The organism is Commensalibacter sp. A3DC (assembly GCF_047307945.1).
GTDB classification, from domain to species: domain Bacteria; phylum Pseudomonadota; class Alphaproteobacteria; order Acetobacterales; family Acetobacteraceae; genus Commensalibacter; species Commensalibacter melissae.
This window is the reverse complement of the sequence record NZ_JAXOQA010000052.1, coordinates 1-13236: the sequence shown is the minus strand read 5'-3', so window position 1 is coordinate 13236 and position 13236 is coordinate 1. Positions and strand designations below refer to the sequence as shown.

Below are 13236 nucleotides of genomic sequence, written 5' to 3'. Positions count from 1 at the left end.
TATTTGTATTTAAAACTGGTTATTTAATAAATAACCGGTTTTATGTAATTAAAGTTATGTCGTTACAAATTTAGCATAGGCAAGGATTTGGCTAAATGCGGTGGTGGCACTTTTAATGGTGGTATGAATATCCAATTTTGCCTGGTTAATTGAATTTTGAAATATTTTCCAGGATGCGCCTCTTCCATCTTGATCTGGTGCCATATGTCGTGCCCCATAATTTTCAGATAAACCAATTTTTTCCACGCGTTTCAAAAGCGTATTTGCCCCAAGTTTAGATCCTTCGACAACATAAAGAAAACCTACCGCCTCAGAAGCATTCGTTGTGTTTGGTGAAGTAAAGGTAGTGGAAGGGATATCAATTTTTAAATCTTTCAAATCCTCTTTCACTTTTTCAAAGCGGTTGCGATTGATGAGATCGGGGATAATGGCTGTTAACGTTTGGTCATGATAATAACTGTTGGCATCACGATGAATATAATATTGAAGTGAGAGAAATTTCTTGTAGAGTTCAATGTTGTTGAATAATCCAAGATTGGTAAGATAATGATCCAATTTTTCGTGAGTTTCCCGTGTTTGTTGACGTAAAGCTTCTGTTAAAGTAAGGGTTCCTGAGTCTGTCATGGTTGTGTTTCCATTATTGCATGAAAATTAATCAGTTAAGTTGGCTAAATTTATTAGCACCATAATTTTTAGACATATACCAATTAATAGTAATTATCAATATCAATTGATATTAAGAATCATTATTAATTCATTGACATTAAAATTCAGTTGTGTCATCAAAAAGTTATTAATAATCATTCACAATAACGATTGATGAATTCCATGCAGACTATTCAAAAAAAACATTTTTTTTTTCCATTTTCATATAAATTTCCATGGTTTGTAATGTCCGGTTTTTTAGGTTTGACTAATATATCAGCCTGGGGGCAATCTTCTAATCCCATTAATCAGGATTTATTGCCGGACCTCAAAACGCAACAGAGAGATGAACAAAAAAGATCGGATAAATTTAACCAGAAAAACAATATTAAAGGAACTTCGCTAAAGCTTTCTCCGATCCAAATCAAGGGAAAATCAGACCCGATATTGTCTTATACAAAAATTGATCCCGATAAAGATTATAGCTCCCAAGGAAAATCAAAAGTTTTGACGACAACAACAATCTTTAAAACTTTCAGGGATAAACAGATCGATAGTTTGGAGGATTATTCGCGTCGTGTGGATGCGGCAATTAACTATAATTCAAATAATTATAGTATTAATATGCGGGGTCTTGATCAAAGTCGTTTATTAACAACGATTGATGGTATTCGTATGATGTGGGCAAATGATGGTGCATTTGCAAGTGCATTTACGACTCAACAGGGTGGTTTATCAACCTTTGATTTTAATTCTTTGGGTGGAATGGATGTTATTAAAAGTGCAGATTCCAGCTTTTTTGGAACAGGTTCTTTGGGTGGAGTGGTTGCCTTACGAACTTTTAATCCAGAGGATATTCTAAAATCAGGACAAAAATTTGGCGGGATTACAAAAACTACCTATGATGGCGTCAGTGCAAGCGCTTTGTTAAACCAGATTTTTGCCGCACGTTACAAAAATACACTATTTTTACTGGAAGGAGGCTATTCCAATGGTAGTGAAACTGGAAATATGGGACATACTGGTGGGTATGGAAATACACGTACAAAACATAATCCTGCCTCTTACGATCAGGGAAGTTTTGTTGGAAAGGTCATCCATTATTTTTCAGGCGGTCATCGGCTAGGAATTACAGGAGAATGGGTCGATCGCAATGTTGATGAACATACATTGACTTCCCAACGGGTAAAAGAGGAATTTTATCGTACACAAAGTGAAAATCAACGCTCCCGTTTTTCTGTCCATTATGATTACAAGGCAAAGAACCCAGCCAAGGATTTATTTGGCGAAGGGCAGTTTATTGCCTATTGGCAGGATAATAATGTTATAACGAATATCTCAGATCGTTATGATTTAATGCCGAAGCGTGATTCGTGGCAGAAACTGGACATGGATGTTCAATCTTATGGAGTGGTTGGACATGCAACAATGAACGTGTTTACAGGCTCGATACATCATGCAATTACATATGGGGGTGAAGCTTATCTAACAGATACAAGTCAGTATCAATCAGGATGGAATGCCACCAAGAATCCATTCCTGCATAATAATTTTTCGGATATGCCAAATGTGCACGGGACTGATTTGGGGGCCATTTTACAAGATCGTATTGGCATTGGAAAAAATGAGTGGCTGCATATCACATCAGGTGTAAGGTTTGATTATTTTAAACGGGATCCGCATAACACTTCGAAATATCAAAACAATCCAATTTACAATGGATTACCCAAAGGGGCCAGTGGCTCTCGTTACTCTCCAAAGATTTTGGTCGAAGCCCGGATTATTCATCAATTGGTTGCTTATGCACAATATTCACAATCCTATCGTGCACCCAGTGCAAATGAAGAGTATTTAAGTTATGGAACGCCTCCCATGTATCAGGTCACTGGTAATCCCGATTTAAAGGCTGAAACAGGTCGTGGTTGGGAAGTTGGACTTAAATATGGCAATTCAAGACGGGGCTTCAATATGGCCTTTTATGATAATTACTATCGCAATTATATTGATATGATCGGTATCAATCCTTGCACCGGAACACAAATGTGTTTTGGCTATGATAACCTGTCTCGTGTTCGTATTTATGGAACAGAGGCCAGTATGAACTGGGAATTCGATCCCAACTGGCATACGTGGGCCTCTTTTGCATATGCCCATGGACGTAATACAGATATAAATTATGCTTTAAGTTCAATAGCGCCTTTCCGGGGAATCATTGGGTTTGGATATAAAACAGATAATTGGGGAACGGATTTATCAAGTACTTTTGCAATAGCCAGGGACAATGCCAAATTTTTGAATAACACGGGTGTTCTTTCCAAACAGTGGAATACGCCAGGTTATGTTGTTTTTGATTTGACCGGATGGTACAGACCTTCTTTTTATCGTCCCTTGCGGTTTCAATTTGGTATGTATAATATGTTTGACAAAAAATATTATAATGCATCTTCTTTGCCGGTTGGACAATCCTCCCGCAGTCTACAGAAGGCATATTTCTCTCAACCGGGACGTTATTTCAAGGTGACTGCACGTATAGATTTCTGATTTGATTCTTTTAAAATTTTGAATTTCTGCATAGTATTCAGGTCTTTATATTTTTGTAAGAGCCTGATTTATTATGCATAAAAGAAAATTAAATAAAATTTTTGAAAATGAATTGACGAATTACACGGAATTATAGTAAAGACATTTCATCACACAATGGCGGATGTAGCTCAGTTGGTAGAGCGCCGGTTTGTGGTACCGGTTGTCGCGGGTTCGATCCCCGTCATTCGCCCCATCCGACAATTTATTGTGACAATAAAATTTTTCCGTAAAACATGGTTTAAATTTGGCATTTAATCCCTTTTATTTGCAGGCAATTAAATCAATTAGGACTGGTTGTACCAATTATTATAATACTTTGATTAATATTCATTATAACAAGAAGATTAAGATACAGAAAAATTTAGCGGAAATAATTTTCCATTATTGTATTGCTTGTCTAATTAATGCTGGATCATTGTAGTATTGTAGTAAGCAATAAGAATTTATTTGGTTTTTTGTCTAAAGAGAAGAGAAAATAATGTGGTATTATAATACCACATATTTAAAGCCGTTGAAAAACAAATAAAAATTAGTAAATATTAAAAAAAAACTTGACGAAAATCATACTTGAGTTAATAAACAAAAGTCAAATTACAGTTTTGCTCAATTAACGGAATCTAGAGTTAATGAAAACAACCATTTCGCTTAAACCAGCGGAAGTAACCAAGAATTGGGTTCTGATCGATGCGAAAGACATCGTTTTGGGACGTTTGGCTGCTATCGTTGCTAATCGCCTTCGTGGCAAGCATAAACCACAATATACACCCCATGTCGATTGTGGTGACAATATTATTGTTATCAATGCTGATAAAGTCGCCTTAACAGGTAAAAAAGTAGAACAGAAGATGTTCTATTATCATACAGGTTATCCCGGTGGGATCAAAGAACGTACGATCAGACAACGTTTGACGGGTAAAAATCCGGAACATCTTGTCATTAAGGCAGTTGAACGGATGATTAGCCGTGGTCCATTGCAGCGTAAACAGATGAAACATTTATATGTTTACGCCAGTGATGCTCATCCACATGAAGCGCAACAACCGGTTAAGCTCGATATAGCTGCGTTGAACCGAAAAAATAGTGTTAATAAAACTACAAAAGTTGGAGCCTGAGGAATATGTCAGAGACTCAAGAACGTACAGGCAGCTTGGCTGATCTGAAAGAGGCAGTTGTTGATACTGTTTTGGCACAACAGGAAGTTATCGTTCGTGAACCAAAGCGTGATCAGTTTGGTCGTGCCTACGCAACCGGTCGTCGTAAGGATGCCATTGCACGTGTATGGGTAAAACCCGGTAAGGGCGAGATTATTGTTAATGGACGTCCGGTAACAAGTTATTTCGCTCGTCCAGTTTTGCAGATGTTGTTGAATCAACCTTTTCAGGTAACCAATCGTGAAGGTGAGTTTGATGTTTACTGCACTGTAACAGGGGGAGGTTTGTCAGGACAGGCTGGCGCGGTTCGTCATGGATTAAGTCGTGCTTTATGCAACTATGAACCTGAATTACGTGCCGCATTAAAAGCGGCAGGCTTCTTGACACGTGATGCGCGTGTTGTTGAACGTAAGAAGTATGGTAAGGCAAAAGCCCGCCGTTCCTTCCAGTTCAGTAAACGTTAAGCCTTACAGCTTTATGAAATCAGGGGCGAGGAAAGGCATTATGCTTTTCTTCGCCTTTTTTATTTAAGCATATGTTTAATTATTAAAAACCGATTTATTTGGAATGACAATCATGACAGAAATGCCTAAAATTTTTATTGATGGGGAATATGGAACTACGGGGTTGGGTATACGACAACGTTTGGCGGATTTGCCAATTGAATTATGTTCGGTCCCCATTGAGCATCGTCATGATATTGATAAACGTCTTCAAATGATGGCGGCAGTTGATTTGGCGGTTTTATGTCTTCCGGATGAGGCTTCACGTGAGGCTGTTGCTCTTGTTGAGATGATGGAAAGTAAAAGACCGCGTATTTTGGATGCCAGTACAGCATTTCGAACAGATCCGGAATGGGTTTATGGATTTGCTGAATTGGATCCGGGGCAAGAACGAAAAATTGCAAAAGCCGATAAGGTTGCCAATCCTGGATGTTATTCCAGTGGAGCAATTGCTTTGCTTCATCCTTTGGTAAAGGCGGGTATAATTCCCGTGGACTATCCATTAACCATTAATGCTGTAAGTGGTTATAGTGGAGGAGGGAAAAAGTTGATTGCAGTTTATGAACGGGAAAAGAATGCACCTCCTTTCGAATTATATGCTTTAGATTTGAATCATAAGCATTTACCGGAAATTTGTCATTATTGCGATCTGGTGCAGGAACCTGTATTTGTTCCATCCGTAGGAAATTTTGCACAGGGAATGATTGTTTCGATACCTTTGCATGTTAATTTGTTAAATGGTACGGTCAAACAGCTTAAAACATGTTTGAGGGAACATTATTTTCAACGAAAAAATATTGTTTTTGTTGAGGATGGTTTGACGCGTCTTCCCGCAAACCAGCTGGCCTTTACCGATCGTATGGAGCTGAGGGTTCATTCGAATAATAGAAATGATCAGGTAATATTGACTGCAAGTTTGGATAATCTTGGAAAAGGAGCATCAGGGGCGGCCATCCAGAATATCAAATTGATGTTGGGTATATGAGGTATTTATCAATCAATATCATTGGAACAATAACCATTTGTATATAAAATTTTAATTGAAATGTTGATTAATGCAGATAATGATAATTTTTCGATGAAATCGAGGATAAGAATTATTCTAGAAAGATGTCTGGTAAATTTTATAGTAAGATCAGGTTATGAAATACAGTATTGAAACGTATTAGATAACCTGATTCTGTAATAATCTGAAGTATGCTGTTCAGTTTCTCAACTGATTTTTATGATCCAACTGGTTTTGTGAGATATACGGTCCAGCGGCGATGACCTTTACGGTAAGGATCTTCCGGCCCTTTTGCAGAACATGCTGGTCCAGGGGCAGGAGAGCATAGCCGTCCGTCCAGCGGCAGGGTATGTTTTCCTGATTATGCCACCCTTCAAGTTTCTTGGTTTCCAGGTGGGCTTTGACATAGTGGTTCTCCCTGTTGTCAAACAGGGTGATGGTTTCGATCAGTACGCCGAGATTGCGCCTGTCATCAACGAATGGACCGATGGCATCGCACGGGCGACTGCTATTTGAAATGATATGGACATGATGAACGGGACTGGGGAGAACAAAGACATAATTTCCATTTCCCGTTACCGGCCATTGTGGATGGATAACCTCGCCTCTGTCAGTAATGATATGAAGATTTGTGGAGTGGGTGATTGTTTCTGGCGCAACCATGTTCTTCATGCCCAGATGCAATGCCCTCTGTTTCAAATGGGCATGGACAGGTTCAACGGCCTCACGGCTTGTTTCCAGAGGGGCTGCGGCATCCTGTGCCCAGTCTTTTGTCTCCTGTCTTAACTGAACCACCTTTTCAGGATTGTGGAAATTTTTATGGTTGTCCGTATTGAGGTAGCTTTCGGACAATACGCCATCCGCCTTGATAACGCCATGTTTCTCCAGCTCGAGATGATAATAGGTATATTCGGTTTTTGAATAATCGTAACGGATGGAGTGATGATTGACCAGCATGCGGGCGGGGATGAACTTTTCATCAATATAGAGACAATGTTCCGGCGTGATGCGCATATCCTTGTATGGGATATTGTCAGCCAGGGCGTCTTTGACGATATGGATTGCATAACCCGCCACATCATCGGGCCTGTTCCTGCGGACACTGTGGTGACCCGATCCGACCCAGGTCACGGGTTTGAGAACCCTCGCGGAGCCTTCGTATGTATAAACCATGTCTCCGGCACGGATCTTTTCTATGGCCTTCAATCCGTCTCTTGTCTCTATCATCGTGCCACAAAGGTAACAGGGTTGGGGATTATCAGTGTTCAGTCCCGGCACATAATCTATGGAATAGTTGTGATTAGTGTTTATTGTTGGATTGATGAATTGTCCTGTAGTCCCGACAGTTACGCGAGTCAATCCGTTGGTTAACCAGATGGATTGATTGGGTGGAGGGTTGTTGTTAGTCTGATTATAGACAGGGGGGTTGTTTCCATTCAAGCAAATATTATTATTATTTGCGATATTTAATTTCCCACTTGCTGACCAGGATGTTTCATAAATCGTATCATTTTGAGACAAACCGTCGATATAATGGCCATTACTTGAAAATTCTGGCGAGAAATAAGTATTGTTTATTGACTTTCCACCTTGTTCAATCCCTATATAACCATCATAAAATTTTGAATTTTTTAGGGTGCCACCTTTTTGTATAAAAACGTTCTGCCAACTATTATTGGCAAAAATTTCAGCACCGTCTACAACCGCTCCATCTTGAATATAGATATTGTTAATGTTGAAAATATTTACTGGATCATTACCTCTGTAAATGATAATTCCGGCTCCATTTTTATAGACATTCTGTCTAATCATATTACCGGCAGGATCTGAAGCGATTTCAGAGCTGATATAAATTGAGGTGGTGCCACCCGTACCGATGATATTGATATGATCGTTGGAAATGTTATAGTTTTTTACATAGTTTTCAATATCATCCCCGGTAATCTGTTCTTGAGAAAATTGGGCGGTTCTGCTGACTGATACGGTCAGCCTGTTTGATGAAGGGTTGTATCTGTAAAGATCCGGTATATTGGGATTTGTTACTTTACTGTTGTTATTGAGGGTAAGATTGGCAGTATTATTATCACTTGATTGAAAATAAGAGTTGGGTTGATTCTTGTAACTATTGCCACTAAAACTTTGACCTCCCAGATTATAACCGCTTCTTGTAGTATTTGGGTTAAGGAATGAGTCATTATCCGAAGTGGAGGAACCGTTCATGATAACAGGGCTGGAAATAAAAGTGTTGTTGGTTGAACTGCCACCATTCATCGTAACATTTTGATTGAATATATTTGAATCCTGGAGCGTTCCACCAGTATTGATTGTAATGGCTGAATTGTTAGAGGGGCTGTTTTTGATCAAAAGGAAATTTGAACCTGAAATGGTTGCACCATTTGTAATGGTTACAGTGCTGTCAACAAAATTGATGGGTCCTGAATAGGCTTGTGATGGATCAGATGTAAGATGATTATTTGTTGATAGGCTGAAATACTGTCCGTTGGTTGAGTTTATTTTGTAGACAGTGCGGCCATCACTTAATTTAACGGCATACCAATTGCCACTATCAATGATCGGATTGTTATTTTGTAATATATAACTGTTCAGGTCTGTATTTTCGACATTTTTTAATTGATTGGAAGTCGCATTCTCTCTTGTAAGGCGATTATTTGAGAAGGTTTGAATAGAATCTTGACTGTTCTTTTCACCATAGGATGGAGGATATTGATATGAATGGACAAATGAATGATTTATTTTGAATGTATCATCATCTTTTTTATCTTTACGCAAGTAATCTTTTTTTTGGTTCGTCATCAGTGATTCTCATATAATTTTTATTATAAGCGTGTCAGAAAGTAAGTATTTGTGACATTTATTATTTAAGTAATACTTTCATGAGCATGCTATTTATTATTTAATCTATTTAATTATTATAATGTTATTAATATATTTAGTAAATTAAATTTGATAATTGAAATGTAATATCTTGAATACATTTATTATTTTTTAATAAATATTAGATTTCTATTAAAAATAGTTAGATAGGGATTCACCCAATTTTGTTTTTCAATAAATGTATGGAAAATGACATTATGAAGTGATGGCTTGGTCGGGATATGGATTAAGTAATAAAATTGCTAGAATCAAATGGGTTTTATAAAAAAGCTGGATCAATTTATCTGATCCAGCCTTATAAGTAATATAAAATGGTATTTGTAATTTTTATTATGATGACATTATTTTTTTATGATCCAACTGGTTTTGTGAGATATACGGTCCAGCGGCGATGACCTTTACGGTAAGGATCTTCCGGCCCTTTTGCAGAACATGCTGGTCCAGGGGCAGGAGAGCATAGCCGTCCGTCCAGCGGCAGGGTATGTTTTCCTGATTATGCCACCCTTCAAGTTTCTTGGTTTCCAGGTGGGCTTTGACATAGTGGTTCTCCCTGTTGTCAAACAGGGTGATGGTTTCGATCAGTACGCCGAGATTGCGCCTGTCATCAACGAATGGACCGATGGCATCGCACGGGCGACTGCTATTTGAAATGATATGGACATGATGAACGGGACTGGGGAGAACAAAGACATAATTTCCATTTCCCGTTACCGGCCATTGTGGATGGATAACCTCGCCTCTGTCAGTAATGATATGAAGATTTGTGGAGTGGGTGATTGTTTCTGGCGCAACCATGTTCTTCATGCCCAGATGCAATGCCCTCTGTTTCAAATGGGCATGGACAGGTTCAACGGCCTCACGGCTTGTTTCCAGAGGGGCTGCGGCATCCTGTGCCCAGTCTTTTGTCTCCTGTCTTAACTGAACCACCTTTTCAGGATTGTGGAAATTTTTATGGTTGTCCGTATTGAGGTAGCTTTCGGACAATACGCCATCCGCCTTGATAACGCCATGTTCCTCCAGCTCGAGATGATAATAGGTATATTCGGTTTTTGAATAATCGTAACGGATGGAGTGATGATTGACCAGCATGCGGGCGGGGATGAACTTTTCATCAATATAGAGACAATGTTCCGGTGTGATGCGCATATCCTTGTATGGGATATTGTCAGCCAGGGCGTCTTTGACGATATGGATTGCATAACCCGCCACATCATCGGGTCTGTTCCTGCGGACACTGTGGTGACCCGATCCGACCCAGGTCACGGGTTTGAGAACCCTCGCGGAGCCTTCGTATGTATAAACCATGTCTCCGGCACGGATCTTTTCTATGGCCTTCAATCCGTCTCTTGTCTCTATCATCGTGCCACAAAGGTAACAGGGTTCTTCCTGAGCATTATCCCTGTAATCCAAAATATATTTACTATTACTTGATATCGTCGGATTAATTAGTTTTCCGTTACCCGCGACATGGATTTGGGTTGTACCACTGGCTACGGTAAATTGTGTATTGTTTGGAGGGTTATAGCTTTTGTCATTATAAACAACATTATTATTGCCATCAATATATCGACATTCATTATTTGCGATATTTACGAGACCTTTTACGGTTCCAGAACTCTCAAAGAATTTGTCGTCCTGTGAAGTGCCTTCCATTCGATGGTCGCCCAGATTGTCCCATTCGGAATACCAGAATTCCGGTGAATAATAAGTATTGTTTATTGACTGTCCACCTTGTTCAATGCCTACATAACCATCATAAAATTTTGAATTTTTTATGGTTCCGCCATTTTGGACAAGGAGTCTCGGGATATTGTTTCCCAAAATTTGCGCGCCGTCAAGAACTGCACCTTTGGTGACAATAACCTTGTATACATTGTAAAAATTAATTTTTTTATTACCACGGTAGATTTCATGTCCGGCACTATCCCGATAGACATTTACTGTTTGGGGTACACCTGATGAATCCAAAACAGGTTTTCCATTTTGGTCCAGAACGTTTTCTGTGTATACATAGACACAATTGTTACTGCTACCGTTATTTGGGCCAATAATGTTCAGGCTGTCATTTTGAATAACGGTACTGGCGAGGTATTTATCAAGTTCTGGACCAGTAGGCACCCCCTTTGTTTCAAATTGTGCTGTATTTACCACATTTATAGTCATGGTATTATTTGAGTTGTTCAATGGAACATTCGGTATATGGGGATTTCTGACAATACTTCTGTCATTTACGTTTACATCAGCAGATCCATTATCACTGGATAGAAAGGTGTTGTCATGTTTGGTATCAAGATAGCTTCTATTTGTATAACTGATTCCCTTTAAATCATAATATCCTGTTTTAGAGGAAAAATTGACGAAAGAATCCCCATCGGATACGGTAGTTCCACTTATGTTGACGGGGCAGGAAATAAAAGTGTTGTTATTGGAATGACTATTGCCAGTAAAAATTACGTTTTGATTGAAAATATTGGAATCTTGCAGTGTTCCACCATTATTGTATAATGTTCTGGAATTGTCACTGGCAAGGAAATTCAATCCAGAGACAACAGCCCCATTTTCAATGTAAAAATCGGAATTTATGATATTAACAGGACCTGAATAGGCTTTATTGGGATCATTGGTTAGGTGATCCTTGTCGTGTAAACTGAAATAGGGGCCATTTGTGCCGGTTCCCCGTTGATAGACCGTTTTACCATTGTCAAGTTTAACGGCATGCCATGGAATGGTTCCATCCAGGATCGGGTTATTGTTACGGACGGTATAATTTGCAAAATCGACATTGTTATCGAATTTCAATGGATTTTTACTGGTATCAGCAGATAGGTCAGGATCCACACCCGGATAATTATAGTTTGGCGAACTGTTTGGATCATTATTTTCCCCCCCGCCAAAATAATCAAGATAATAACTATTGTAGCTTGATATACTTGGATCAATGAATTGCCCTCCATAACCGATATGCAGTTGCATAAATCCATTGACAACCGAAAAGCGTTGGCTTTTGGATGGATTTTTAGTGGGATCGTTTACGGTAAAACCATTTTGATCGAAATAGACATTGGCATTATCACTAATGTCTAAAAGATTCTGGTAAGAGTGTGCAGATTCATAGAATTTATCATTTTTGGAGATCCCTTCCATGCGGCTGGTGACATTATTTCTGCTGTACCAGAATTCGGGTGAGTAATAGGTGTTATTGAGTGATTGCCCCCCATTCTGAATCCCGATGTAGCTATCGAAAATATTGGAATTTTGAAGAATGCCTCCGTTTTCAACCAGGATACTGGGAATTGTTCCGCCAAAAATTTGTGCATGATCCAGTACCGCGCCTTTTCTGACAATTATTCTTGAGACATTATAGATATTGACAGGACCGTTTCCCCGATAGAGTACATTATTATTTGAATCCCGGTAAGTTGTTGCTGTTTGTGTCACTCCATTGGCGTCTGTAAATGTCTCGTTGGTGACATATACAACGTTATAATCACTGAAACTTCCGTCACCGATAATGGATTTATAGTCATTTTTGATTATTATGTTGTTCAAATATTCATCAATGTTATTTATGGAATAAAAATCCTGTTTTCCGAATCTTGCTCCTTGATCAACATTGATCTGCGTACTTCTCGTGTCGGCTGGAACCTGCGTATCGGCGGTGACAGTGGGATTGGTGACTATGGTAGAGTCTTTTATATTGATTGTTGTTGTTCCACCCTTACTAAAGAAAAAATTTCCTGATGAGGGGGTCTGTTGGGAGGCTATACCCGTTAAAGTCCAGCTACCCACTGATAGGATATAGGCATTGGTAAATGAATCGTTGTCTGACTGAGTGTTGCCGGCCATTGTGGTGGGGCAGCTATAGTAATTGTTATTACTGGAAAAACCATTGTTGATGTAGACATTTTGATTGAAAATATTGGAATTTTGCAATTTACCATTTTGATCAACGGTAAGCGTATATTGATTCCCGTCAGTGGAAAAATAATTGAGTCCTGATACTACTGCGCCATTCTCGATATGCAAATTGCTGTTGATAATGTTTACAGGGCCAGAATAGGCATAGTTTGGATCAGTGGTTGTGTGATCAGCCGTATACAGGCTAAAGTATGAATTTGTACCGCCCTGATTATATCCGCCCTTACTATATATAGTTTTTCCATTATAGTTAACGGCGTACCAATCACCGGTATTCAGGATGGGATTGTTATTGTGTATGGAATATCCTATCGAATCAAAAGTGCTTATTTGGTCTTCGGTGACGTTACTTTTATTCGCCAAATTAACAGGATAATAAATATAGTTTACAAAATGATTTGTTTTAAATCCATTTTCATCTGTTAAATCTTTGCGTTTGTCGTCTTTTACATGTTTAACCATAAGTAATCTCTTATTTTTATTTTATTTTTTCGTTCCTGAAATATTATTATTAGTATAATACAACATAATATAC

At 38.8% G+C, this 13236-nt stretch carries 7 protein-coding genes and 1 tRNA gene; 5 read left to right on the top strand and 3 right to left on the bottom strand.

Features of this window, described 5'->3' with window-relative positions; genetic code table 11:
- Nucleotides 1-54 precede the first annotated feature (54 nt).
- A complete protein-coding gene (locus U0839_RS06870; protein WP_155564968.1) occupies nt 55-624 on the bottom strand; it encodes a biliverdin-producing heme oxygenase in 570 nt (189 codons plus the stop codon).
- Nucleotides 625-891: 267 nt separating this feature from the next.
- Between U0839_RS06870 and U0839_RS06865 the strand changes: the two genes are divergently transcribed.
- The 5 genes from U0839_RS06865 to argC all read left to right on the top strand — a co-directional run bounded on the left by U0839_RS06865 (nt 892) and on the right by argC (nt 5867).
- Nucleotides 892-3186, top strand: a complete 2295-nt coding sequence (locus U0839_RS06865; protein WP_413550350.1) for a TonB-dependent hemoglobin/transferrin/lactoferrin family receptor — start codon at nt 892-894, stop codon at nt 3184-3186.
- Between the two features lie 159 nt (nt 3187-3345).
- Nucleotides 3346-3421: transfer RNA gene (locus U0839_RS06860), tRNA-His, on the top strand.
- A gap of 433 nt (nt 3422-3854) precedes the next feature.
- Nucleotides 3855-4340, top strand: a complete 486-nt coding sequence (rplM, locus tag U0839_RS06855; protein ID WP_110439377.1) for a 50S ribosomal protein L13 — start codon at nt 3855-3857, stop codon at nt 4338-4340.
- Between the two features lie 5 nt (nt 4341-4345).
- Entirely contained in the window at nt 4346-4843 is a 498-nt protein-coding gene (gene rpsI / locus U0839_RS06850; RefSeq protein WP_110439378.1) for a 30S ribosomal protein S9, read from the top strand.
- 112 nt (nt 4844-4955) lie between these two features.
- Nucleotides 4956-5867: an N-acetyl-gamma-glutamyl-phosphate reductase gene (argC, locus tag U0839_RS06845; protein WP_413550349.1), complete on the top strand. Its 912-nt coding sequence runs from the start codon at nt 4956-4958 to the stop codon at nt 5865-5867.
- A 219-nt stretch (nt 5868-6086) separates the two neighbouring features.
- Here argC and U0839_RS06840 read toward each other — a convergent pair whose 3' ends face one another.
- On the bottom strand, nt 6087-8702 hold the full coding sequence (locus U0839_RS06840) for a Hint domain-containing protein (protein ID WP_413550348.1): 2616 nt from the start codon (nt 8700-8702) through the stop codon (nt 6087-6089).
- Nucleotides 8703-9113: 411 nt separating this feature from the next.
- Entirely contained in the window at nt 9114-13163 is a 4050-nt protein-coding gene (locus U0839_RS06835) for a Hint domain-containing protein (RefSeq protein ID WP_413550347.1), read from the bottom strand.
- Nucleotides 13164-13236: the final 73 nt, after the last annotated feature.

Coding starts and splice junctions, on each gene's coding strand:
- rplM (WP_110439377.1), top strand. CDS start 3,855: ATGAAAACAACCATTTCGCTTAAACCAGCGGAAGTAACCAAGAATTGG.
- rpsI (WP_110439378.1), top strand. CDS start 4,346: ATGTCAGAGACTCAAGAACGTACAGGCAGCTTGGCTGATCTGAAAGAG.
- U0839_RS06840 (WP_413550348.1), bottom strand. CDS start 8,702: ATGACGAACCAAAAAAAAGATTACTTGCGTAAAGATAAAAAAGATGAT.
- U0839_RS06865 (WP_413550350.1), top strand. CDS start 892: ATGTCCGGTTTTTTAGGTTTGACTAATATATCAGCCTGGGGGCAATCT.
- argC (WP_413550349.1), top strand. CDS start 4,956: ATGACAGAAATGCCTAAAATTTTTATTGATGGGGAATATGGAACTACG.
- U0839_RS06870 (WP_155564968.1), bottom strand. CDS start 624: ATGACAGACTCAGGAACCCTTACTTTAACAGAAGCTTTACGTCAACAA.
- U0839_RS06835 (WP_413550347.1), bottom strand. CDS start 13,163: ATGGTTAAACATGTAAAAGACGACAAACGCAAAGATTTAACAGATGAA.